Genomic DNA, 23,644 nt, shown 5'->3' on the forward strand with positions numbered 1-23,644 from the left:
CATGAACGACAGACTCTACAAGCTCAGCAGAACCTCACCCGAATCCACCGACCTCGCGCAGACTGCGCAGGAGATGGCCAGCACCACCCGCCGTGATTTTCTAAAAACACTGGGCACCGCGTGCGTCGCCATCGCGATTGCGCCCGTCGCCGAGAAACTCTCCGTCGCCGAAGCGGCCAAAACGGAAAATACTCCCGCCGAAAGAGACTGGAGCAAACACAAGTGGGGCATGGCCATTGATGTCGAGAAGTGCATCGGCTGCGGACATTGCGTCGTCGCCTGCAAGGAAGAAAACGGCGTGCCCAAGGAACCCTTCTACTTCCGCACGTGGATTGAACGCTATCAGCAGTTCGGTGATGAAACGGTGGTCGACTCTCCGAACGGCGGATATGACGGCTTCCCGCCGGAAACCGAACGCGCGGAACGGCTCGACAAGGCTTTCTTCGTTCCCAAGCTTTGCAACGCCTGCGAGCATTCGCCCTGCGTGCAGGTCTGTCCTGTAGGCGCAACGTTCGAAACTCCCGACGGCGCCGTGCTCGTGGACCCCGACTATTGCATCGGCTGCCGCTACTGTATTCAGGCCTGTCCCTATGGCACTCGCTTCTTGAATCCCATCACGGGAGTCGCCGACAAATGCACGCTCTGCTATCATCGCATCCATAACGGTCAGCAGCCCGCCTGTGTCGAAAACTGTCCCACCGGCGCGCGGCTCTTCGGCGACCTCAAAGACCAGGACGGCCCGCTCAATCAGTTTCTTCGCGAACACAAGATTCACGTGCTGAAACCGCATCTGAATACCTATCCGAAAGTCTTCTACTCCGGTATCGACAAGGAGGTGCGCTGATGGAACATGTCAGTCATCTCTATGAAGCGCTGGAGCGTGTCGTCGGCTTCATCTATCCCAATGAGGTCGAGGCGCACTGGAGCGTTCTGATTGTCCTCTATCCCTATCTGACCGGACTCGTCGCAGGTGCCTTCATTCTGGCCTCGCTCGAGCGCGTCTTCAATGTGCGCGCCGTGCGGCCCACCTATCGTCTCGCGCTGCTCACTGCGCTGGCCTTTCTGATTATCGCTCCGCTCCCGCTGCTCTCGCACCTGTCCAAACCCTGGCGATTCTGGGAAATTCTCGTCACGCCCCATCTCACCTCTGCGATGGCCATGTTCGGCTTCGTCTATATGTGGTATCTGATGGTCGTGCTCCTGCTCGAAATCTGGTTCGACTACCGGCGTGACTTTGTCATCTGGTCGCAGCAGACCACCGGCTTCAAACGCTTCTTCTACAAAGTGCTCACGCTCGGCGTCACCGACGTTTCCGAAAAAGCCATCCGCTTCGACGAAGCCGCCGTCAAGACCATCACCATGATTGGTATTCCTTCGGCCTTTCTGCTTCACGGCTACGTCGGTTTCATCTTCGGCTCCATCAAAGCCAATCCGTGGTGGTCGAGCGTGCTGATGCCCGTCATCTTCCTCTTTTCCGCCATCGTCTCCGGCATTGCGCTCGTGCTGCTGATCTATCTCATCTCCAACAAGATTCGCCGCGTGCCGCAGAATATGGAGTGTCTCGACACGCTGGGCCGCTATCTCCTTTACATCTTCATCATCGACTTCGCCCTCGAAGGCCTTGATGTGATTCAGCGAACCTACACCGCCGAAGAATCCTTCGATATCATCTACGCGCTCGTGCACGGACACTTGTTCGCGACACACGTGGTCATGCAGCTCATACTCGGAACGTTCGTCCCGCTGGCCTTGCTTGGCTGGATTCAGTTCGGTAAAGTTTCGGCACCTGCTCGCGTCCGCATCTACTGGCTAAGTTCGGTGCTTACGTTGATAGGAATTTTCTTCATGCGCTGGAATGTGGTCATCGGCGGGCAGCTCTTCTCCAAGAGTCTGCGCGGCTTCACGACCTACAAGGTTGAATTGATTGGCTGGGAGGGCGGCCTGATGGCTCTCTCGCAGGCGATTCTGCCCGTTCTCATTCTCATCTTCCTGATTAAATTCCTGCCCCCGTGGCAGGAGCATCCTGTAACCGACCGCGCCCACTGACAACTCTTGCCCTGCGCGGAGTATTCGAGAATTTTCCATAAGGAGGTTCGCATGGAGCAGCCGGTATTTTCGTGGCGCAGCTACGATCGCATGTCGCAGATTCTGCAATCCGTCGGCTATGTCGTCGTCGTGTTCGGAACTATCGCGGGATTGTTTATCGCCGCGACCAGCGAGTCGCTGTTGCGGCTCGCGGGAGTGTTTATCGTTGCGATGAGCATTCTGCTTGGGCTTTATCATGTCAGCTTCTCGATGCTCATGACCGCGATGCACAACATGATTCGCCGCATGGACGGGGAGCGCGCGCCGGAAGAGTAGAGTTGGCCATTCTTCACCTCGTCTCCTGAAAGAAGTGAAGGATCCCGCCATGCCTTCAATTCACGCCTTTCCTCGCTGCCTCACGGCCTCCGGCTGGGGCATCTGCCTTCTCTTTCCTTAACCTCAATTTGCCCAAATGTTTACAACATTTTTACAAAAACCGCTTGACTTTTCGTAAATATTGTATTATATTAACGCCATCAAACTAGGATGCTGGCCATAAAAAAGGGACAGCCGCAGCCGTCCCTCATATCCCATCCCGCAACCCTCCGCTACGGCTTCAAGCCCTTGTCCCTCAGGAATTGACTTGCCTTCTCCAGCCTGCGCTGCTCGTCCTTGCTCAACCCGTCCATCCCCACTCGGTTAATCTTGTCGAGTAGCTCGTCCACTTCACGCCGCACCTCTTCTATCTCCGCTTCCTCCCGTTCACGGGCCGACTCTTCGAGCTTGCGCTTCCACTCCCGCATTCGCTGACCCGGCGCGCTGTAACGCAGCTTCCCCCACTTCAAGTAAATATACCCCATCACCATGCCGCCCAGGTGCGCCAGATGCGCCACGCCTGAACCCGGGTTGAAACTCGCCAGAAACTCGATAATTCCGAAAATAATCGCGAAGTAGCGCGCCTTAATCGGAATCACAAACCAGATGTATATAATGTTATCCGGAAACAGCACCGCATAGGCCAGCAACAAACCGTAAATCGCGCCCGATGCTCCCACCGTCGGCACACCCGAACCCATGTTGAACAGCGCGTAGCACAATCCGCCGCCCAATCCCGTCAGTAAGTAATACTTCAGAAATTCGCGGCTTCCCAATACGCGCTCGAGCATCGAGCCGAACATCCACAACGCCAGCATGTTGAACAAAATGTGGCTGAACCCGCCGTGCAGAAACATGTAGGTGAACAGCGTCCAGAAGCGACCGCCGAAAAAGTCTACAGGGATCAGCGCGAAGTTCGAAATGAAAAATCTGTTTAGCCCGAGAATCTCCTGCGCGGCAAATATCGTCAGATTCGTCAATATGAGAAACTTGACGACCTCCGTCCACGTCATCTCGGGATTGATAAACCGCAGCGGCGGCTCGCGAAACAGTAACTTGAATCGGGATATCACGTCCTACTGCACCTCGAACTTCCAAAGGTAATTGAAGATCTGATTCTTCTCTCCTGTTCTGATCATAATCCGGTTTTCGCCTTGAATCAAGGTATGTTGAAGCGACCACTCTTCATAACTCCCGCGACCTGCCGTCGTTTGGTCATGCCGCGGCCGGAAATTGTCGAGGAACAATCTCCCGTTCACTGTCACCGTCACTTCACAGCGCGATGAAAGCGAGAGCGGATACTTGCGATTCGTGCGGTAGATGTAAAGCCGCAGATTCAAGAGCGAGGACGGCGACACGTCTTCGGGTAACTCAAAAATAAACTCGATGTAGTCCGCGCCCGTCGGATTGCGGTTCGCGTCTCCCATCGCCAGCTCCCACCCCTGCATATCCGTCCCGGGTATCTTCTCTATCTTCGGCCCGTGCGTCTCCGAAACTCTTGCGCCCTTATTGCGCTCGTAGATGCCCGTTTCCCACCGGATATTCCCCATCGTCTTTACGCTTCCGTCGCTCCGGCATTCGGCGCTGACCTCAAACTTGCGCGTATACTTCGCGGTCGCGGTCGGATTGGGATTTGCCGGCGTAATAGACATCCGAATCGGTTCGGGTGTATGATAGCCGTCAACCTTTCCGAACGAGACCACATACACCCCGAAATCGTGCGGCACGACCGCCAACCCAAACCCCACCGAGTCTCCGTCTACAAATATCGGTCCCTGCACCGGCTCGGTCGTCACGGTCAACTCTTTGCGCGAACGCTGCTTTTCGGTCAGCGTGAAAAACACCAACTGCGCTCCCGCCGCTCGCGACAGTCTCACGACATGCTGTTCCGGCTGCGACGTATAGCCGTCAAGCTCCACTCGCACAGTGTGAGTTCCGAGCGGCAAAGTCACTACGGTCGGCGTGCGCTGTTCAAGCCGTTTGTCGTTCAGAATAATCGTGGCGCCCGGTAGCGAACTCGAGATCTCGACACTTCCCGTCGCTTCGTTATAGCCCGACCGCGCCGATTCATCGCGCATCAGTGGCGAAGTCTCCCGCTGCGGCAGCGATTCACGAACCGGAGTGGGCAACGGAGATTCTTCTATCTGCGTCGTTCTCGCGGTATCGCGGCTCACGGCGGGAGGCGCGGAAATACTCGTCTCTTCCACCGAACGCGGAGCGATGCGCGGCACCTCCCAGGGCTGCTCTTTCTTGACTCGTTCGCTGATTCCTTCCTGTCGCGGCGGCACCAATGAGGGCGGTGTCTTGCTTCCAATCTGCTCTGAATAGCGGGAGCCGTTGCCGCTGTCCGCTTCCAGCATAAAATACAGCGCTTCCGTCGTGCCGCGTCCCACTTCGACCACCTGCACAAACGGCTGCGCGCGATGACCCGGCAGACGCACAGTGAAAGAGTGCTTGCCTGCTGGAATATCACTAAGTTCGGCGGGCGTCGTGCGGCCCAGAGACACAAGGTTCATCCAGATTTCCGCTCCCGGCGGATCACTGCTGACCGTCACCGTTCCCACCGAGCCGGGTCCATAGCGGTCAATCAGCAAATAGCCGCCCAACCCAACTACCCACAGGACCAAGAGTATGAGGATAAGTCGCATAAACCAGTAAATATAGGCTTATCTTAGAGAAAAGCAATGGACCGGCGCGGAACGAATTCTCCCACAAACCGTTACATTGTTTGACAAACCGTGTGTGAATCGGTATATTTTGCAATTGCTTACACGACAGGATTCTGATGGAATTGGCCATGCCTCGCACCCTGCAGCGGGTTGCTCTCGCCTACGATAATCTGCCCGGATTCTCTCCGGCATGGCGCGCGGTTGTCTCAGAACACCCCGATTCCGAGTGGCTCTACGCCTGTTCTCCGGCCAATCCCGAAGCCTGCCGCGAGGCCGCGCACACACGCCTGAAAGAGTTTCCGTTCTTTTCCGAGTTGGCCTCGATTCTCAGAGAAGAGGTGCGCCTTTACGGCCTTCCCGACGAAACGCTGGGACGCCTCTCATTATTAGAGCAAGGCAAAGCGGTGATCGTAGCCACCGGACAGCAAGTCGGTTTCCTCGGCGGTCCGCTGTTTACCTTTGTGAAAGCTTACCATACCGTGCGATTGGCGCGCGCACTTGAGGCCTCTCTGAAGCTGCCCGTGCTGCCGCTCTTCTGGCTCGAAGGCGAAGACCACGATTTGGCTGAGATTCGCACAAGCTGGTTCCCGCAGCCCGACGGCACTCTCGGCTCGATTGAGTTCACACCCGCTCGCGAAATTCCATATCAGGAAGTCGGTCGCTATCCACTCGGCGAACACGCCGCAGCACAGGTACACGAACTGGTTGCACAGTTGCAGAATGTCTCCGGCGAAGCCGCCGAAGCGCTCGAACACAGCTACAGCGACACAGACCTGTCCACCGCAATGGGCAGATTGCTTGCCGCCACACTCGGTTCGCGCGGCCTGCTCATCTGCGAAGGTCGACACGCCGGACTGAAGCAACTCGCACAGCCACTCTGGGAGCAGGTGATTGAAAGCGGCTCCGTTCTGAGTGACGCTTTTCAAAGTCGCTCTGCCGAAGTTCGCGCGCGCGGATTCAACAGCCCCATGAGCCCGACTCCCGACGCGCACTTCTTCTACGTCGTCGGTCAGGACTTTATTCGCCATCCGTTGCAGTTGGATGGCACGGTCAAACACCTCGACGGCACAACCTCACGCGTTACTCCGCACGAGCTGTCGGCCAAACTCCGCTCGGGCGAATGGACGGTCAGCCCGAAGGCCGGTCTGCGGCCGCTCTATCAGGATTATGTGCTGCCCACCATTGCCTACGTGGCAGGTCCGGGTGAACTCGAATACCACGCGCAGCTTCAACCGTTCTATGAACTCTTGAACGTCACTGCTCCAAGTCTGTTTCCGCGCATGTCGGCGACATTCGTGGACCACAAGTGCGAGCGACTGCGCGAAAAGATGGCCCTCTCGTGGGAAGAACTGTTCCTCTCGGCCGAACACGAACTCACCAAACAACTTTTGCGCGAAGCAGACGAGCATGAAACTGCGACTCTGTTTGCCGAAGCCCGCGCACGGATTGAGCAGGCCTTTGAAGTTCTGAAGCACACCTTGCGTGTGCTGGACCCGACATTGGAGGGCGCGGCGACCTCTGCCGCCGGCAAGGCCTTGCATCCGCTTGAACAGTTGGAAGGCAAGGCCACCAAAGCCGTCAAGCAGCAGCACGCGGTCGAATTGGCCCGACTGCAGAAAGTTCTGTTCGCCATCCGGCCGAACGGCAAACCGATGGAGCGCGCGGTCGGCACGGCGTGGGCGCTTCTCCACTATGGAGTCACGGAGTTTATCGACATTCTTGATTCACTGCCCGCCGACGGTGCGGCACATCACATCGTAATCACAGACTAAGGCATGAGCGAAAACACCCAACACGTGGACGTGCTCGCAATCGGCGCGCATCCGGACGACATCGAACTATCCTGCGCGGGAACACTCCTGCGGATGAAATCGCTGGGCTACAAAATCGGCATTGTGGACATGACCCGCGGCGAACGCGGCTCACGCGGTAACGCCGACATTCGCGCCAAAGAAGCGCAGGAAGCCCTGCAGATTCTCGGCTTCGAATTCCGCGAAGTGCTTGACGTCGGCGATTTGCAGATTCAGGACACGCACGAACGCCGCGTGAAAGTCGTGGAGTGCATCCGGCGGCACAAGCCCAAACTCGTCTTCACGCATTGGGGCCGCGACAAACATCCGGACCACGAAGGCACAAGCGAACTTGTCAAGCATTCGATGTTCGTCGCCGGCGCGGCCAATTTTCCCGCGCGCTTTGAGCCGCACAATCCCGCGCGGCTGCTCTACTGGCCGTCGTCTTGGGTCATGGAACCCAACGTGTTTGTGGATGTCACCGATTTTTATGAACACAAGATCCGCGCGGCGAAGGCACACAAGTCGCAATTCTTCGACCCCCAGAGTAAAGACCCGATGACGATTCTTTCGCAGCCCGCCTTCTTCGAACGGTTGGAAATCCGCGCGCGCTACTTCGGCGACCAGATCGGCGTCAAATATGCGGAGGTATTCTATATGCGCGAGCCTGTGAAAGTGGACAACCCGATGCTCTTATGCCCATAGCCACGCGCGGCGAATACTGGTTCGTCAAACAAAGCAAATTGCACGGCCGCGGCCTGTTCGCACGCAAGGACATTCCCAAGGGCACGAAGATCATCGAATACAAGGGCACGCGCATGCCGCCCGACGATTTGCCCGACGTGGACGAGAATAAGCCCGACGCGCATCACACGGTCATCTTTACGCTCGACAACGGTTGGCTGATTGACGCGAGCCGGCGCGGAAACGCCGCGCAGTTTGCCAATCATTCGTGCGCGCCGAATAGCGACACCATTGAAGAAGACGGCCGCATCTACATTCGCGCGCTGCGCAAAATCCGCAAAGGCGAAGAAATTCTCTATGACTACCACCTCTATCTGTCCGGCCCGTTTCAGAAAAGCTGGCTGACCGATTACGCCTGTCACTGCGGCGCACGCAAGTGCCGCAGGATTATGCTGGACCGCAAGATTCCCGTGAAGTTCCGCAACAAACAGCACGCTTAACTCTTCTATCTTCCCATGCCCTCAGATTCTTCTTACTTCATCGTCCGTGATTCAGTCATTCAAGGCAAAGGTGCGTTTGCCGTCAAGGCCATCCGCAAAGGCACTCGCATTATCGAGTATACCGGCCAATTGATTCCGGAGGACGAAGCCGACCGCCGCTATGACGATTCCAAAATGAAACGCCATCACACGTTCCTCTTTCAAATCTGCGACGGCGCGGTGGCAATTGACGCCGCGGTGGGCGGGAACGACGCCCGCTTCATCAATCACTCCTGCAATCCCAATTGCGAAGCGGTGGAGGATCGCGGCCGCGTCTTCATCGAAGCGATTCGCGCGATTCAGCCCGGCGAAGAGCTGACTTACAACTACGGCTTGACCGGCAGCGGGGAAGAGCACGACGACTGGCGGGAGAAATATGCCTGCCGCTGCGGCGCACCGAACTGCTCGGGCAACATGCTCATCAAGCCGAAGAAACTCAGACCAAAACCCGCCGCAAGAAAAGCTGCGAAAGGCAAGCGCGCGAAACGCACCTGATATGAGAATCGGCATCATCCTCTATCCGACCTACGGCGGGTCGGGCATTGTCGCGACGGAGCTGGGCTGCGCGCTGGCGATGCGCGGGCACGAAGTGCACTTCTTCTCGACGGCGCGGCCGTTCCGTCTGCCTGCTTTTCAGCAGAACACCTATTTTCACGAAGTGCCGGTCGTGGGCTACGACTTGTTCGAGAATACGCCCTACACGTTGACGCTGTCTTCGACGCTCTTTGACGCTTTCAAGATGTATAAGCTGGATGTGCTGCACGCGCATTATGCGATTCCGCACGCGACGGCGGCCTATCTGGCGCGCGAGATGAACGGCGGGCTGCCGCCTGTCATCACCACCTTGCACGGCACGGACATTACGTTGGTCGGTGCGCATCCGGCCTATGCTCCGGTCGTCAAATTCACTCTTGAACAATCGGATGCGGTGACCGCCGTGTCGCACGATTTGTCACGGGAAACGCGCGAGAACATCGGCTACAACGGGCCGCTGCAGGTCATCTACAATTTTATTGACACGGACCTCTATAAGCGCGATACCTGCGTGCAGCGCCGTGAATGGCTGGCAGCGGCGGACGAGCCAATCATTCTGCACATTTCAAATTTCCGGCCTGTTAAGCGAATTCCCGATATTGTCTCGGTGTTTGCGAAAGTTCGTGAACAGGTCAAGGCCAAGCTTGTGCTGGTGGGCGACGGCCCCGCGCGCAGCAACGCGGAACTTCAGGTGCGCGAATTGGGTTTGCAGGGTGATGTCCGCTTTCTCGGCAAGCAGACGGGCCTGATTGACCTGTTGAGTGTCAGCGATATATATTTCCTGCCCTCGAACAAGGAAAGTTTCGGGCTGTCAGCACTCGAAGCCATGAGCTGCGAAATGCCGGTCGTGGGCTATGATGTGGGTGGTTTGCCGGAAGTTGTGGTGCACAACGAGACGGGCTATCTGCTGCCTGTGGATGACCTGGACGGCCTGGCGGCAAGCATTTTGCAGTTGGTGAAAGACACGGACTTGCGCCGTGCGATGGCCGAGGCCGGCCGTAGACGCGCAATGGAAGTTTTTCACATTGACAAGATTATTCCGCAATATGAGAAGTTATACTTGGATACCTTGGAAAAGACGGAGGCCAAATGTCTGAAACGAACGGCCGCCACGCCTTCTTTGTCGTCCAAGTCCGCAGTCACCTGACGAAGTTTTTTCATCTTCCGACGGAGCTGCCGGCCCGGACGGAGGATGAGGTGGAGGCGATTCTCAACAACGGATATGATTTGAGCGAGGGCCGCGAGGCCATGCGCTGGGTGCTCGAACATCGCCCCGATTACGAACACGCCGCGGCCTATCGCACGTTCCTGCTCAAGTGGGACCTCTACAACGAGGCCAAGCAGATGATCGCCGCGCACATGTATGAAGACGCGCTGTTGCGGCTCGGCACGGTGCTCGTGATGGACGACAAAGACCCTGCCGCTCACTATCACGAAGGCGTGGTCTATCGCTTCATGTATCGCTTCCCGGACAGCGAGCAGAGTTTGCGCCGCTGCCTGAATCTCTATCCGGAGTGCGCCATTGGCCACCGCGCGTTGGGCTACACTTTGGCCTACATGGATCGCAAACGCGAGGCGATCGAAGCGCTCGAAACGGCCCTGCTTGGACTGCCCGGCGATCCGGAAACGCTGCGCGCGCTTTCCGAAATCCGCGCACAATAATTCCTTCAATATTTTTCGATCTTATCGTTTTCCTGTTGCGGCGGCGCGTGACGGCACGCGCCCCGCTCATCCATCTTAACTCTTAAGGGTATTCTCATGGCGATTCGTAAAGCCACTGCAATTTGGAGCGGTACGCTCAAGACCGGCAAAGGTAATCTCACGACCGAATCCGGCGCGCTCAAGCAATTGAATTATTCGTTTCACGACCGGTTTGAAGACGGCAAAGGCACCAATCCCGAAGAACTTGTCGGCGCGGCGCACGCTGGCTGTTTCGCCATGGCATTGTCCGGCGGATTGGAAAAGGCGGGGCATCCCGCCGAACATATCGAAGCCGTCGCGCACATCACGCTCGACTTCGTGGACGGCAAGCCGACCGTCACCAAGTCGCACATCGTCTGTAAGGCCAAAGTGCCGGGTATGGACGCGGCGACCTTCCACGAAATTGCCGTCGAAACCAAAGCCGGCTGTCCGATCTCTCGCCTGCTGATGGGCTCCGCCGAAATTTCGCTCGACGCCTCGCTTGCCTGATCTGCAGCTGCCTTCTCCCACTGCTCGCATTCGCTTTCGTCCGTTGACGTTCGACTATCTCGACGTGATGTGCGAACTGCTCGGCGACCCCGAAGTGATGCGCCACTATCCGCATCCGCTGGATCGCGCGGAAACTCAGGGCTGGATTGAACGCGGGCTGGCACGTTACGAGCGTGACGGCTGTTCATTCTATGCGCTCGAATCGCTGGAAACCGGCGAGTTTCTTGGGCAGTGCGGCGTGCTGATTCAAATGGTCGAAGGCGTCCCCGAAACCGAGGTCGGCTATCTGCTTGTGCGCAGGCATTGGCACAAGGGCTACGCCACCGAAGCCGCGCGAGCTTGTATTAATTTCGCGCACAGCGAGCGCAGCGCTCCGCGCGTGATTTCGCTGATTAATCCGGAAAACATCCCCTCGCAAAACGTCGCGCGGCGTCTCGGCGCGGAAATCGAAAAACGCGTCATCTGGTATGACCTCCCTCACGACGTCTGGCTACATAGATGAATTGAAGCAATCACTCACCTTCTCATAACTTTCCCCACATGCTCAATCCCCACATTTTCCGTGAATATGATATTCGCGGCGTCGTTGAAACCGATCTGACTCCCGACACGGTCTATGAACTTGGTCGCGGAATCGGCACGTTCATTCGCCGCAAGGGTGCAAAAAAGTTTACGCTGGGTCGCGATGGCCGACTGACCAGCGAACGCATCGCCAACGATTTGAAATCCGGTCTGCTCACCACCGGACTGGAGCTGATTGAAGTCGGTCAGGTGCCGACTCCGGTGCTCTATTTCTCCGCCGCGACCTTGCAGACGGACGGCGGAATCATGATCACCGGCTCGCACAATCCGCCCGAGTTCAACGGCATCAAAATGGCTCACGGCAAGACCTCTATTCACGGCGAAATGATTCAGGAGATTCGCGGCCTCTGCGAGCGCAAGGACTACGAACAGGGCACGGGCAAAAGTTCAAGCTACACAATCCTGCCTGAGTATATTGCGTGGTTGACGGCGAACCTGAAGCTCGACCGCAAGGTGCGTGTCGGCGTGGACAGCGGCAACGGTGTCGGCGGAATGTGCGCGCCGCAGATCTTCCGCGAAATCGGCGCCGAAGTCTTTGACATTTACAGTGACGTAGACGGCCGATTTCCCAATCATCATCCCGATCCGACGGTCGAGAAGAATCTTGTCACGCTGAAGAAGCTCGTCGCGGACAACTCGCTCGAACTCGGCGTCGGCTTCGACGGCGATGCGGACCGGCTGGGCGCGATTGACGGCGCGGGACACGTGCTGTGGGGCGACGTGCTGATGACGCTTTTCGCGCGTTCGATCTTGAAGAGCTTGCCCGGCGCGAAGATTATCGCAGACGTGAAGTGCAGCGAGAATCTGTTTGCGGATGTCGCCAAGCGCGGCGGCGTTCCCATCATGTGGAAGACCGGACACGCGCTGATCAAGAGCAAACTGTGGGCGGAGAAGGCCTCGCTGGCGGGCGAGATGAGCGGCCACTTCTTCTTTGCGGATAGATTTTTCGGTTTTGACGACGGAATCTATTCGGCTGGCCGCCTGTTGGAAATCGTCTCGCGTCTGCCGCATTCGCTCGCGCAGGAACTCTCCGACCTGCCCAAAACCTACAGCACGCCGGAGATTCGCGTGGACTGTCCGGACGATGTGAAGTTCGGTGTGGTGGACAAGGTCAAGAGCAGCTTCAAGGCGCGCGGACTGGAGACGATAGATCTCGACGGTGTGCGTGTGAAGTTCGAGGGCGGCTGGGCACTCGTGCGCGCCTCCAACACACAACCCACGCTGGTGCTGCGCATCGAAGCGACGTCACAGGCTTCACTCGACGCGATTCAGGAGGATGTTTCGCGCGTGCTGAAAGCTGCGGGCTTCACCTTCGACCCGAGCCAGAGTAGCGGCCTTTAAGTTGATCTGTCATCCTTCCAGGGATGACAGACGATTCAGGTTGACCCCCCCGCCGTATCAGTGCCGAACCGCCCGTTTTTCAGCGTGGCAGAGAGTGCACAGCTTGCATCTTGTGCCTCTCTTTTTTCATCATGCACGATGACCGCACCGCTCAGCCATCTCAATCATCTTCATTCCTTTTTTTTCTATTCCTTGTTTATCAATAAGTTGGGCGGCTCCTGTCGCGGCAATTCCCCACCCTCTGCGCCATGCTGGCTGGCCGGACCATTGTTTGCTAAAGCAAGAGAGGCTCTTGAATTGCCTATCGAAACAGCTATATTAGAACAAATCAGTTGGAATTTCCGGGGAATAAACCGCAACCGTCGGTAACGGAGGAGCCATGATTCGCTTGAGAACTTCGTTTGTAGCTTCAGCTCTGTTGATGATGGATGCTGTTTGTTTTGGCCAATGTGCTCAATGCCCTCAAGGCTGGTGCCGAACTTTTGCAGACTTGTCATGTTCCTACGATGATTGTACTGGGTGTGAAACATACTTCCTTGAAGTGCCGTGCAATGCTCAGTACTTATGGCAGCTAAAGACATATAGTTTCAACAATGTGTGTGCTCCGTGTGTGACCGTCAAAGAGGTAGGCGGGGGCGTCGTTTTGAGCGCGGGGAATCTCAACAGTTGTTTAGATGGCGAAAGCGGCTCACTATTGCTTACTTGCGACAATGGAATGAAGTACGAGATTAGTGTTTGCCTCAATATCTGTAACGATGCTGGTCAAGAAGTCAACTGCGAGTATTGTGACGCGGACGTTGAGTTTGCATTGTTTTTCACAGCATGTAGCTGTTGTCAATAAACTACTCTAAAAAGAAGTCCTGAAAGGGAGCCGTGTATGCAATCGCTTAAAGTGTTTGCCATAGTGTTCATCGTCATGCTGTTTGTGGCTTCAGCATATGCGGCCCAGCGCCAATGCGTTATCATTGATGCTTTCACGCAGTGGAATTGCCCTCCTTGTGCTACATGGAATCCAACCGAGAGAAGCGTTTTGAACGCCATGACGCGCGATACAGTGATTTCAATCAAGACTCACGGTTGGTGGCCGGGTTCAAACAACGATGCCTTTCATCTGTACAACGTTCCGGAGTCGACGGCCCGCATCAACTATTATGGAGTAAACGCTGTTCCTACGGGCTACGCAGATGGCATCGTAAATTTTGGCCAAAGCGCAACAACGCTTCGTAATGCTGTTCGTTCACGTTATGCCACAGCGTCTCCGTGCACGATCGACAATCTAATAGCAGAAACGTCAAGTCCAACTGGAATTCAAGTCTCGGGCACGATTACAGCCGAGCAGACGCTTACTGGCGCCTATCTTTACGTGGTCCTAATCAGGGATGAAGTCACTTATGCAAGCCCTCCCGGCAGTAACGGCGAGACGTTCTTTCCAGATATTTTTACTGATGCCTCGCCCAATTTCAATGTTGGCACACTGATAAATGCATCACCTGGCTTCCCTTTTGAGTTTGCCACAACTCTTGTTCGAGACCCGTCTTGGGATGTCGAAAATCTCACGGTCATAGCATTCGCTCAGAGAAACTCGAATAGAGAAATTCTTCAAGGTGCATGGACAAATGTACTGCAACCTTACGCCTTCACGACCACAAATGACAATCCGGCACAGGCAGTCATTCAGCCAGCGGCCGGCGAGCAGGCCTATCTCGTTCAGCTCAATAACATCGGCACGATGGATGATTCCTACACGGTTACGCTTGATGGGAACTGGCCGACCGGTTGGGTCTACAGTGTCGAGGAGAACGGCGGCGCGTCGAATCCGACGAGCATCAACGTCAGCCTGAATGGTGGCGAGTCCACGTTCCTGATTGTCAGGGCAAATCCCAATACCAACGCAGGATCAACCGAGTTTTCATTAACCATCGAATCCCATAACAACGACGAGAATATTCAATCGTATTCGTGGCGGCTGATGGCCGGTTTGGATGTGCTGGTGATCGACGGTGATGGCGGCGAAACCTACGAAACCTACTACGCGGCCGCGCTGGACGCTGTGGATGAGACCATCAATGTCGTGTGGGGATGGTGGGATGCAAGCCTTGATGAAGTGGACGTGAACCTCTTCGAAGGCGTGGACGTCCTCGTCTGGTTCACCGGCAATCAATGGCAGGAAACGCTGACGCCGCTTGACCAGCTGAATCTTCAGGACTATCTGGAGAACGGCGGCAAATTAATGCTGACCGGTCAGGGCATCGGCTTCGACATGCGCAACGACCAGTTCTTCATCGACTACATGCACGCCCAGTATCTGCGCAACTTCCCGATCGGCACGGGCGTGACGGGGCTTGCAGGCACGGTCGGCGACGGCTTGAACTTCACGATTGTCAGCGGCACGGGCGCGAATAATCAGAACCGTCAGTCCGCAATCGCGACGCGCAACGAGCAGGCGACGCTGATGTTCAACTACGTGCAGGAATACCAGGGCCAGACACAGGGCGCGGGTTTGACTGTGGACAACGGCAACTACCGCATCCTGTATCTCGCTTTCGGCTTTGAGGCCATTTCGACGGAACAGAACCGCAACGCGATGATGGAGCGCGCCATCGGCTGGCTGCTCTATGGAACGACCAGCTCGCCTGAGACTCCGCAGACGATGCCGACCGAGTTCAGCCTGTTGCAGAACTATCCGAATCCGTTCAACCCCGAGACGACCATTCCGTTCGCTCTGCCGGTGCGTTCCAATGTGACCCTGAAGGTGTTCGACCTGCTGGGCCGCGAAGTGGCGACACTTGCAAATCGTTCGTTTGAAGCGGGTCTGCACAGCGTCTCGTGGAACGGCAGCGACCTCTCAAGCGGTGTCTATTTCTACACGCTAAAGGCCGAGAACGGCGAGCAGAGCTTCTCAAGCACGCGCAAACTGGTCTTGATGAAGTAATCCCCGCCGGATGACTGGCACGGTTTCCTTGACAACTCACCTTTAATTCCTGAAGCGCCGCCTGCCGCGATGTGACGGTGGGCGGCGTTTCACCTTTTCTCTGGAGGGGAAAGGACCCATGAATTCCCATCACAAACACTTTTCCGTTCCGCTACTCGGCGCGCTGGCCTTGGCGCTGCTGCTCTGCTGGCCGTTTGTGCGCGAGTCGCGGCAGACGACGGCTGAGGCGTGTTGGAACAACGTGCTGATCGAGTGCTTCGACTCGACGCGCGCGGCTTGGCCGTGGGCTAAACCCTACGGCGCGAATCCGGTGCGTCGCTGGCGCATTTCGCCTGCGCTCCCGCAACTCACGTGGGGCCTGCAGGACCGCTTCTACAGTCTCGGCTTGCAGTCGTTCTGCAATGATGAACAGGCAATCTGGGTGCTCGGCGGGCCGGGTACCGAAGATCCGAACTTCGACGACTATCCGGCCAATTTGAACACCTACGTGACCTACGGTCCCATCAATTTGTCGACGGCCACGGAAGCGCGCGTGCAGTTCGCTCTCTATTTCCGCAACGCTATGGATATCGGCGACACGATTTGCTGGGGCGCGGATTCGGTGTTCACACTCGCGACGACGCATATCTGGCTGGACAGCACATTGGCGCACGAAGAAGCGGGCTGGCGGAATTTCACGATGGACTTAAAAGACCTCTATCGTAACAACGCCACGCGCGACAGCGTCTCCGCATTGGGCCGCACCGACGTCTATGTCTACTGGTGGTTCCGCTCCAACAGCAATCAACAGCGCGGACGCGGCGCGTTCTTGGATGACGTCATTATCGCTTGGGACAACGGCCAAATCGACATGCTCGCGGGCTCACTCAATATCTTGAATCCGGACTCGCTTACCTATCCCACGGTAATCGAAGTGGGAGACTCTGTGGTGTTTCAATATTCGTTCAGATTGTGTGACGGCGGCGTGTTGTATTATCCTCCGTTTCACGTCATGCTTGCCATTGATGGAAACCCGATTCTCGATTCCGTCATCGTGGATGGTCAGCCCGGACAATTCTTCACGTGGTTTACCGAACCGATTGAGATGACTGCGGCGGGCAACTTCAATTTGCAGTTGATGATTGATCCGGGTCAGGAAGTTGCCGAGTCGAACGAAAACAACAACACAGCCGTCTATCCGTTCTCCGTTCAAGAGCCTAATGTTCGTCCGGTCTTCGAGTGGCTCGCTCCGGGTCCGCTCTCTCCGACGGGCGACACATTGTTCGCTTATGGACAGGGCACGCTGCGCTGGAGCCTGCAGGATCCGGATGACGACGCAACGGTTTCCATTTATGCGGATACCGATGCGAACGGATGTCTCGGGCCGCTGATTCCGGGCGGGTCAAACCGTCCTGAAGTTGGTGTGGATTCGCTGGTGTGGAACGTGAGCGGAATGATTGCCGGCTCGGTGCGCTGGCCGTTCGCGCAGGTGAGCGACCCGACGCATTCTGATTGTTACTATGCACCGTATCCCCTCGTGGTGCGCAGCCTTTCAACGGGAGAAGAAGTTCTCGTCCCGTTGTTGTTCCAGCTTGCGCAGAACTATCCGAATCCCTTCAACCCGAGCACGCAGATTGAATTTGCCATCACGCGCGGCGGCCACACGAGCTTGACGGTCTATGACATCACGGGCCGCGAAGTCGCCACCCTGATTGACAACGACTTGACACCCGGCATCTATCAGGCCAACTTTGACGCCGGTCCCGACCTGACCTCCGGTGTGTATATCTATCGTCTCGATGCGCCCGAAGGCAGCCTGACGCGCAAGATGATTCTGATGAAGTAGGCTTGTCGTCTTTAGACGTGCAAAGCGCCGCGAAGTTTCGCGGCGCTTTCATTTGGAACATCTTCGTGCGATGTTGCTACGGGTCTACGCGCACCATGAACACCGGAATATCCACACGGTGCCGCACGCGGGTGGCGGTCGCGCCGAGCAGGAGGTCTTTCAGTGCGCGGTGGCCGTGCGTTCCGATGATGAGCAGTTCCGCCTGCTCTTCCTTGAGCAGCCGCACGATTTCGTCCGGCGGATTGCCGTAACCCATCACCGGCTTCGCACTGATTCCGCGCTGCGCGAGTTCAACTTTCAGGTGTTCGAGATACGCTTCGTCGGCAAGCACTTCACGGTCTTCTGCTTTCTCACTCCAGACACGCGGCGCCATCGTGTCGGCGACGTGCACGAGCAGAAGTTCCGCGCCGCTGTCTTTGGCCATTGCCATCGCACGTGCCACGAGCACACGGTCGCTCTCTGTTGCTTCCAACGCCACAGCGATACGCTGGTAACGTGCGTGTTCAGGCTCCGGCAGTTCAAACGCCGGTGCGACAGCATCCACGTGCAACATCCGCTTGAACAGCGGCATAGTCACCAGATACAGCAGCAAAGCACCAAGTCCCACCGCAATCGCCAGCACCAGCACGTGCGTCCACTGCAGTCCTTCGGGCGACGCCGCAATCCAATCTCTCAGCACACCGGTCACCAGCCAGACATTCAAACTGATAATCACGGTCGCCGCACTCCACGCGAGTATCTTCACCCACAGCTTGCTCGCGAAATCGCCCATTAACCTGCGGTCGCTCGTGAATTGAATCAGCGGCACAACCGCAAACGGCAATTGCATCGAGAGCACGACCTGCGAAAGAATCAGAAGCTGATAGCTTCCCGAGTCTCCCATTATCCAGATAGTCACTGCGGCGGGAATAATCGCCAGCGAACGCGTGATCATTCTGCGCAGCCATGGCCGGATGCGCAGATTGATGAATCCTTCCATAACCACCTGTCCGGCGAGCGTTCCGGTGAGTGTGGAGCTTTGGCCGCTCGCGAGTAGGGCAATCGCGAATGCGGTGCTGGCGACTTTTGCTCCAAGCAAAGGCGCGAGCAGTTCGTGTGCCTGCTGAATTTCGGTCACTTCAATGCCGTTTTCGTAGAACACCGCCGCCGCCAGCACGAGAATCGCCGCATTCACGAAGAACGCCGCGTTCAGCGCAACCACCGAGTCAATCAGATTATATTTGCAGGCCTGCCGCACGTTCGCAATGCTGCCGCCGACCGCGCGCGTTTGCACAAGGGCGGAATGCAGATACAGATTGTGGGGCATGACCGTCGCGCCGAGAATACCGATGGCTACATACAGGCTCTCGTGTGTGATGCTCGGTACGAAGCCGGAGACGATGCCCGCGACATCCGGTTTGGCCAGAACCATCTCCAATAGAAAACAGATGCCGATAGTCGCAACCAGCGTCAGGATAAACGCTTCGACTTTGCGAATCCCGAGATGCTGAAAGTAGAGCAACAGAAAAACATCAACGGCGGTAATCAATACTCCCCATAAGAGCGGAATACCGAACAGGAGATGCAATCCGATAGCTGAGCCGATGACTTCGGCTAAGTCGCAGGCGATGATTGCAATTTCGCAGACAACCCACAACACAAAGCCGACCGGCTTTGAATAGCCTTCGCGGCAGGCGCGCGCAAGGTCACGGCCCGTGACGATCCCCAGCCGTGCGGACAGGGCTTGAAGCAGCACGGCCATCAGATTGCTCATCAGCAGCACCCAGATCAGCGCGTAGCCGAAGCGCGAACCACCTTCAAGGTCAGTGGCCCAGTTGCCCGGGTCCATATAGCCGACGCTGACGAGATAGGCTGGTCCCGCGAATGCGAACAGCCGCCGCAGAATACTCGTCTTTTCAGGTATCGTTACGGAGCGGTGGACTTCGGAGAGCGAGACCAGTTCCGGCGCTGGCTGCTTAGTGTGTCTTCCCACTTTCAACTCACTCCACTAAGATATTCGCCGCGACGGTTGCGCCTAATGTGCGCTGCACGCCTTCGACGGAGATGTGTACGATTTCATCCTGCGCGGGAGCGTAGGTCACCTCGACGTCCGTGCCGAGTTCGAGTCCGAGTTTGGTGAGATAGAGCAGCGCGTCGCGTTTTCCTTCAATAATGCGCGCGACCTTGCCGTGTTCGCCGACTCCCATTTCCGAGAGCCTGCGCAGCTTCCGCGTGGCAAAGAGTCCTTCCGCATCGGGAATCGGGTCGCCGTGCGGGTCGAACTTCGGGAAGCCCAGCTCACGGTCAATGGCTTCGACAAATCGGTCGGAGACGGCATGCTCGATCCGCTCCGCCTCGTCGTGGACCTCATCCCATGAGTAGCCCAGCTTGTCATGCAGATAGCTTTCTATCAGCCGGTGTCGGCGGATCAGCTTCCGGGCAAGCTCGACTCCCACATCACTTAAGGAGACTTCCCGTCTCGGAACATGGTGAACGAGTTTTTGTCTGGCCAGCTTCTGAATCATGGCTGTCACGGTCGAGTCTCCCAGCCCTAATCCTCTGGCTAAAGCCGAAATAGATAGCTCCTCTCCTCTCTCGGAGAGTCTGTAAGCAAATAATAAACAATCTTCTGCGGCTGTGGACAGCATATTCATCACGTAGACTTTATTATTTCGTTGGGTCGAAATATAATATTCATTTCGCCGAAAGTCAAGTCGCTTCACACTCTAAGTTCAGAAACTTCATCACACAACAGACGTTTCCAGCCAGTCGAAACCTCCGGGAACTTTGGTGATTGCCCATACGTTCAATCTGTATTCCACGCCTCCACACACCAACATCCTCTCCACGGGATCTGGTATTCCACAGAACAAATCCAATATTATCAAATCTTTTATGTTCTGAGGTCGTTGCGGAATCCTGAAAATTCGGGATATAGAAATCTACTTTTCTCGAGGGAAATGGAACGCCATTTCTGGAAAATTCGTTAAATTGTAGATTATCCCTTGCACTGCAACCAATCGCAGGATCCGATTATGCCCCAGAAGAACGATTTACATAGAGCGTTTTGGCTCGCCTTGCTGCTTCCCGCGCTTGTTTTCGCCCAGTTTCAGTGGCCGGACAACGGCGTAGCTATCCGCCAGGGCGCCCATTTAGGCTGGAACGGCGCGGCCATCGCAGCCGGAGAAGACGTCGCACTCTTCTATTATGATTGTCTACGCGACGGCACCCGCGATGTCTGGGGCACGCGCATCGCTCCGAGCGGCGAGCATCTGTGGGGTCAGAACGGACGACTCGTCTCCGGCAACATCAGCGAGCAGCGGGCACCCGTCGTCGCGGCCTATCCCAACGGCAGCGTTTTGGTGGTGTGGGAAGACTACGCATCGGGACGTTTCCGCGACCTGCTGGCCCAGCGTTATGACGCGAACGGCAATGCAATGTGGTCTCCGTCTACAGGTGTTGCAGTCATCGAGGCCTATCGAGATCAGTTTGACGCGCATCTTGCACTCAACGATCAGGGTTACGCCTTCATCGCGTTCACCGATGACCGCTTGACCACCGGTGCCGACACGCGTCTCTCCGCATATGCCCAAGTTCTCACTCCGCAAGGTCAGCGCGTCGGTCCGCTCGATGGTATTCAACTCGTGGACCGTATCGCAAACTACAACAGCACTCTCGGCGTGGTGTGCGTGGGCAGCGACGCATACATCTTGTGCGACGTCACCAACGTCACCAAGGAACTCGTCATTCAGAAGCTCTCTCCTTCCGGAGAGATTGGCTTTCCCGACGACGAAGCGTTGGTAGAACCCGCCGACTATGGCCGCAGCACATTGATTGCTCTCGATAACGCGCTCGCGCTCGCGTGGACGGAACGCAACGGCGTGGATTTCTACGGCGACGCGCGCTTCACTTTGCTCAACCTCGACCGCACACCGCTGCCGGGTTGGACGATGGAAGGTGTTCTGCTCGCTTCCGGTCCGTATACTCAGTCTGTGGTGGCCATGACCGAAGCTCCCGACGGTGGAATTGTCGCGGCCCTTGCGGACTATCAGTTCGACCCGGATGAAGCCGAATTGAGTTTCTATCGCTACAGCCGTTCGGGCACGTTGGAATGGGGACCTGTCAGCTTTGGCAACGCCGCGCAGCGCTCCTCTCCTGTGGACTGGTATTGGCAGAACAACGATCTCGTGATTGCGTGGGTGGAGACGTTTAATTATACGGAACAGCGGCTCCACACTCAGAAACTCTCGCTGAACGGAGTCAAGCAGTGGGGAGAGAACGGCCGCACGCTTTGGTCTCGCGAAAGCAAGAAGCTGCGTGCAAATATCGTCAAACCGTCTGCGGGTCCGGCGCGAGTGGTGATTGTCTCAGGACGATTCATCGCGCAGCCGGAGAGTCTGTTCGTCGGAGAGCTTTCCAGTTCCGGCGAGTTGTCCGGTCAAGCCGAGTTTATCAGCGGCGGGTGGACATACGACAGTAATGACGCACGCATCGCGCGCATCGGCGAGCAGAAATTAGCCGTCATCTGGACGGACACGCGAACACGCTTCGACCGCGATGTATACTATCAGCTGCTTGATGGAAACGGTGCTCCGTTACTCGAACCGCAGGGCCGCAAGCTTGAAGTGCCCGGTCAGTTTTCGAGTTACGCTGCGCCCTCGGTGGAATCGGACGGACAGGGCGGCGCGCTGCTCTGTTGGATCGGCGACTCGATGGCCTACACTCACATAATCCATGTTCATCGTATTGACGGCAGCGGAAATCAAATATGGGCCGAACCCGCGAAGATTCGCTCGCAAAACGGATTCTACGGTCAAACGCGACTCGTGCCGGACGGCAATGGCGGAGTGTTTGTCGCCTTCTCCCGATTCACACAGGCGTTTGTCGCGCGCATCAGTGTTGCGCATGTGAACGCGGCGGGGCAGACAAGTTGGGTCGGCGACTATCATGAGTTTCCCGGCACGCCCGGCAATGATGCCATCCTGCACGCCGCGATTGCCGACGGTCAGGGTGGATGTTACTTGGCGGGCATCACCGGCCCGTGGACGGACACGGATCCAGTAATCTTCCACGTCAATCAGGACGGCACATTCGGAGAAAACTGGACCGGCAATGGCCGCATCTTCGGCGGCACAGGCGAGCGCGACCGCACTCCGTCACTCGCTATGGTGAGCGGCAACGTGCTCATGACCTACGAACGTCCGCAGTCGGACGGCGCGGCGACTTACGACGTGCGCGGCGTGCTCTTGAGTCCGGCGGGCGACGCATTGTGGGGACAGCAGGGCCGTAGACTTTCCGCTCAGGAATCCGCAGTCATCAGACACGTCGTCACCGAAGACGGCACGGGTGGATTTCTCCTGGGCTATGAAGATTACCGCAACAACGCCACACACTTATATCTTGCACGTTACAACGACGACGGTGTGGCGCAATGGGACGGAGTCGAGCGGCTCGTCTGCTCGCATCCGCTTGACCAGACACGATTGGTCATGACACACGACAACAACGGCGGCGCGTGGATACTCTGGGAAGATTTCCGCAACAGCGACGAATATCAGGAAGTCGACCTTTACGGAACGCACATTGACGGTCAGGGAAACTTCGCCAGCATCGGAGGCTTCACATGGCCGGCGGACGGACATCCGGTTTGCGCGATTCCCACGTATCAGCAGGAAGCCGTGCTTGTGCCGTGGGCCAACGGGTCCGCGCTCGCATTGTGGAAGGATTTGCGCTCGAGTAATCCCGGACGCTGCTGCGGAGCGGGTGCGGTGGGAGATGTTTTCAACAATGTCTACGCGCAAGTTCTTTCTGAAGTGAGCTTGAGCGCGCGCGACCGCGACGTTGTTCAATTTGTGCCGGAATCCCTTTTTCTCACGGCCTATCCGAATCCGTTCAATCCGAGCACGAGCTTGAGTTTTACTCTGCCGCAAACCGCCGGCGTGAAATTGACCGTCTTTAACGTGTTGGGACAGGCCGCCGAAGTGCTGTTCGATGCACCCTTGGCGGCGGGAGAGTATTCGATGGTGTGGGACGCAAGCGCGTATCCGAGCGGACTCTATTTTGCAAAACTGGAAACGACCACCGGACTTTCGACGGTGCACAAGCTGACGCTGCTGAAGTAGCACAGCAAGCACCAAAGCACGAGCGGGGCGGCCAGTTGGCCGCCCCGTATGTTTTGT

Annotated in this window: 19 protein-coding genes; 15 read left to right on the plus strand and 4 right to left on the minus strand. The window is 56.8% G+C overall.

Annotated features, from left to right (window positions below; all coding sequences use genetic code 11):
- Position 1: 1 nt before the first annotated feature.
- Genes KJZ99_06755 through KJZ99_06765 form a run of 3 tightly spaced genes read left to right on the plus strand, consistent with a single transcriptional unit; the run spans position 2 to position 2,361 of the window.
- Complete coding sequence (locus KJZ99_06755) at positions 2-844, plus strand: 4Fe-4S dicluster domain-containing protein (protein ID MCL4305596.1); 843 nt, start codon at positions 2-4, stop codon at positions 842-844.
- The gene (gene nrfD, locus KJZ99_06760; GenBank protein ID MCL4305597.1) at positions 844-2,046 is read left to right on the plus strand and encodes a polysulfide reductase NrfD; all 1,203 of its coding nucleotides are present in this window, start codon (positions 844-846) and stop codon (positions 2,044-2,046) included. The genes KJZ99_06755 and nrfD overlap by 1 nt, the downstream gene beginning before the upstream one ends.
- 51 nt (positions 2,047-2,097) lie before the next feature.
- Complete coding sequence (locus KJZ99_06765) at positions 2,098-2,361, plus strand: hypothetical protein (protein ID MCL4305598.1); 264 nt, start codon at positions 2,098-2,100, stop codon at positions 2,359-2,361.
- A 272-nt stretch (positions 2,362-2,633) separates the two neighbouring features.
- Here KJZ99_06765 and KJZ99_06770 read toward each other — a convergent pair whose 3' ends face one another.
- Together KJZ99_06770 and KJZ99_06775 are read right to left on the minus strand one after the other, a co-directional pair.
- Positions 2,634-3,473: a rhomboid family intramembrane serine protease gene (locus KJZ99_06770; protein ID MCL4305599.1), complete on the minus strand. Its 840-nt coding sequence runs from the start codon at positions 3,471-3,473 to the stop codon at positions 2,634-2,636.
- Positions 3,474-3,476: 3 nt separating this feature from the next.
- Positions 3,477-5,048, minus strand: coding sequence for a PEGA domain-containing protein (locus KJZ99_06775; protein ID MCL4305600.1), 1,572 nt, complete (start codon positions 5,046-5,048; stop codon positions 3,477-3,479).
- Between the two features lie 149 nt (positions 5,049-5,197).
- Between KJZ99_06775 and bshC the strand changes: the two genes are divergently transcribed.
- The 11 genes from bshC to KJZ99_06830 all read left to right on the plus strand — a co-directional run bounded on the left by bshC (position 5,198) and on the right by KJZ99_06830 (position 17,486).
- On the plus strand, positions 5,198-6,841 hold the full coding sequence (gene bshC, locus KJZ99_06780) for a bacillithiol biosynthesis cysteine-adding enzyme BshC (protein MCL4305601.1): 1,644 nt from the start codon (positions 5,198-5,200) through the stop codon (positions 6,839-6,841).
- Positions 6,842-6,844: 3 nt separating this feature from the next.
- On the plus strand, positions 6,845-7,564 hold the full coding sequence (gene bshB1 / locus KJZ99_06785) for a bacillithiol biosynthesis deacetylase BshB1 (protein ID MCL4305602.1): 720 nt from the start codon (positions 6,845-6,847) through the stop codon (positions 7,562-7,564).
- Positions 7,555-8,043 (plus strand): SET domain-containing protein-lysine N-methyltransferase, encoded by a 489-nt coding sequence (locus tag KJZ99_06790; protein ID MCL4305603.1) that lies wholly within the window; start codon positions 7,555-7,557, stop codon positions 8,041-8,043. Before bshB1 ends, KJZ99_06790 begins: the two co-directional genes overlap by 10 nt.
- Positions 8,044-8,058: 15 nt before the next feature.
- A complete protein-coding gene (locus KJZ99_06795) occupies positions 8,059-8,577 on the plus strand; it encodes an SET domain-containing protein-lysine N-methyltransferase (protein MCL4305604.1) in 519 nt (172 codons plus the stop codon).
- A gap of 1 nt (position 8,578) precedes the next feature.
- Positions 8,579-9,763, plus strand: a complete 1,185-nt coding sequence (gene bshA / locus KJZ99_06800) for an N-acetyl-alpha-D-glucosaminyl L-malate synthase BshA (protein MCL4305605.1) — start codon at positions 8,579-8,581, stop codon at positions 9,761-9,763.
- Positions 9,706-10,278, plus strand: a complete 573-nt coding sequence (locus tag KJZ99_06805; protein ID MCL4305606.1) for a hypothetical protein — start codon at positions 9,706-9,708, stop codon at positions 10,276-10,278. Before bshA ends, KJZ99_06805 begins: the two co-directional genes overlap by 58 nt.
- A gap of 96 nt (positions 10,279-10,374) precedes the next feature.
- Complete coding sequence (locus KJZ99_06810) at positions 10,375-10,806, plus strand: OsmC family protein (protein MCL4305607.1); 432 nt, start codon at positions 10,375-10,377, stop codon at positions 10,804-10,806.
- Complete coding sequence (locus tag KJZ99_06815; GenBank protein ID MCL4305608.1) at positions 10,799-11,308, plus strand: GNAT family N-acetyltransferase; 510 nt, start codon at positions 10,799-10,801, stop codon at positions 11,306-11,308. The genes KJZ99_06810 and KJZ99_06815 overlap by 8 nt, the downstream gene beginning before the upstream one ends.
- Before the next feature lie 38 nt (positions 11,309-11,346).
- The gene (locus KJZ99_06820) at positions 11,347-12,729 is read left to right on the plus strand and encodes a phosphomannomutase/phosphoglucomutase (protein MCL4305609.1); all 1,383 of its coding nucleotides are present in this window, start codon (positions 11,347-11,349) and stop codon (positions 12,727-12,729) included.
- An 877-nt stretch (positions 12,730-13,606) separates the two neighbouring features.
- A complete protein-coding gene (locus tag KJZ99_06825) occupies positions 13,607-15,661 on the plus strand; it encodes a T9SS type A sorting domain-containing protein (GenBank protein ID MCL4305610.1) in 2,055 nt (684 codons plus the stop codon).
- A 118-nt stretch (positions 15,662-15,779) separates the two neighbouring features.
- Positions 15,780-17,486, plus strand: coding sequence for a T9SS type A sorting domain-containing protein (locus KJZ99_06830; GenBank protein MCL4305611.1), 1,707 nt, complete (start codon positions 15,780-15,782; stop codon positions 17,484-17,486).
- A gap of 76 nt (positions 17,487-17,562) precedes the next feature.
- On the opposite strand, the gene KJZ99_06835 is transcribed toward KJZ99_06830, so the two are convergent.
- Both KJZ99_06835 and KJZ99_06840 read right to left on the minus strand, forming a co-directional pair.
- Positions 17,563-19,458, minus strand: a complete 1,896-nt coding sequence (locus tag KJZ99_06835; GenBank protein MCL4305612.1) for an Nramp family divalent metal transporter — start codon at positions 19,456-19,458, stop codon at positions 17,563-17,565.
- Positions 19,459-19,465: 7 nt separating this feature from the next.
- Positions 19,466-20,113, minus strand: coding sequence for a metal-dependent transcriptional regulator (locus KJZ99_06840; GenBank protein MCL4305613.1), 648 nt, complete (start codon positions 20,111-20,113; stop codon positions 19,466-19,468).
- A 387-nt stretch (positions 20,114-20,500) separates the two neighbouring features.
- Between KJZ99_06840 and KJZ99_06845 the strand changes: the two genes are divergently transcribed.
- Complete coding sequence (locus KJZ99_06845) at positions 20,501-23,587, plus strand: T9SS type A sorting domain-containing protein (GenBank protein MCL4305614.1); 3,087 nt, start codon at positions 20,501-20,503, stop codon at positions 23,585-23,587.
- Positions 23,588-23,644 lie beyond the last annotated feature (57 nt).

The sequence above is a fragment of the bacterium genome (assembly GCA_023382385.1).
Lineage (GTDB): Bacteria > Electryoneota > RPQS01 > RPQS01 > RPQS01 > JABWCQ01.

Bases quoted from the DNA above. Each gene is read 5' to 3' on its own strand.
- KJZ99_06755 (MCL4305596.1), top strand. From the start codon at position 2: ATGAACGACAGACTCTACAAGCTCAGCAGAACCTCACCCGAATCCACC.
- nrfD (MCL4305597.1), top strand. From the start codon at position 844: ATGGAACATGTCAGTCATCTCTATGAAGCGCTGGAGCGTGTCGTCGGC.
- KJZ99_06765 (MCL4305598.1), top strand. From the start codon at position 2,098: ATGGAGCAGCCGGTATTTTCGTGGCGCAGCTACGATCGCATGTCGCAG.
- KJZ99_06775 (MCL4305600.1), bottom strand. From the start codon at position 5,048: ATGCGACTTATCCTCATACTCTTGGTCCTGTGGGTAGTTGGGTTGGGC.
- bshC (MCL4305601.1), top strand. From the start codon at position 5,198: ATGCCTCGCACCCTGCAGCGGGTTGCTCTCGCCTACGATAATCTGCCC.
- bshB1 (MCL4305602.1), top strand. From the start codon at position 6,845: ATGAGCGAAAACACCCAACACGTGGACGTGCTCGCAATCGGCGCGCAT.
- KJZ99_06790 (MCL4305603.1), top strand. From the start codon at position 7,555: ATGCCCATAGCCACGCGCGGCGAATACTGGTTCGTCAAACAAAGCAAA.
- KJZ99_06795 (MCL4305604.1), top strand. From the start codon at position 8,059: ATGCCCTCAGATTCTTCTTACTTCATCGTCCGTGATTCAGTCATTCAA.
- bshA (MCL4305605.1), top strand. From the start codon at position 8,579: ATGAGAATCGGCATCATCCTCTATCCGACCTACGGCGGGTCGGGCATT.
- KJZ99_06805 (MCL4305606.1), top strand. From the start codon at position 9,706: ATGTCTGAAACGAACGGCCGCCACGCCTTCTTTGTCGTCCAAGTCCGC.
- KJZ99_06810 (MCL4305607.1), top strand. From the start codon at position 10,375: ATGGCGATTCGTAAAGCCACTGCAATTTGGAGCGGTACGCTCAAGACC.
- KJZ99_06820 (MCL4305609.1), top strand. From the start codon at position 11,347: ATGCTCAATCCCCACATTTTCCGTGAATATGATATTCGCGGCGTCGTT.
- KJZ99_06825 (MCL4305610.1), top strand. From the start codon at position 13,607: ATGCAATCGCTTAAAGTGTTTGCCATAGTGTTCATCGTCATGCTGTTT.
- KJZ99_06830 (MCL4305611.1), top strand. From the start codon at position 15,780: ATGAATTCCCATCACAAACACTTTTCCGTTCCGCTACTCGGCGCGCTG.
- KJZ99_06840 (MCL4305613.1), bottom strand. From the start codon at position 20,113: ATGCTGTCCACAGCCGCAGAAGATTGTTTATTATTTGCTTACAGACTC.
- KJZ99_06845 (MCL4305614.1), top strand. From the start codon at position 20,501: ATGCCCCAGAAGAACGATTTACATAGAGCGTTTTGGCTCGCCTTGCTG.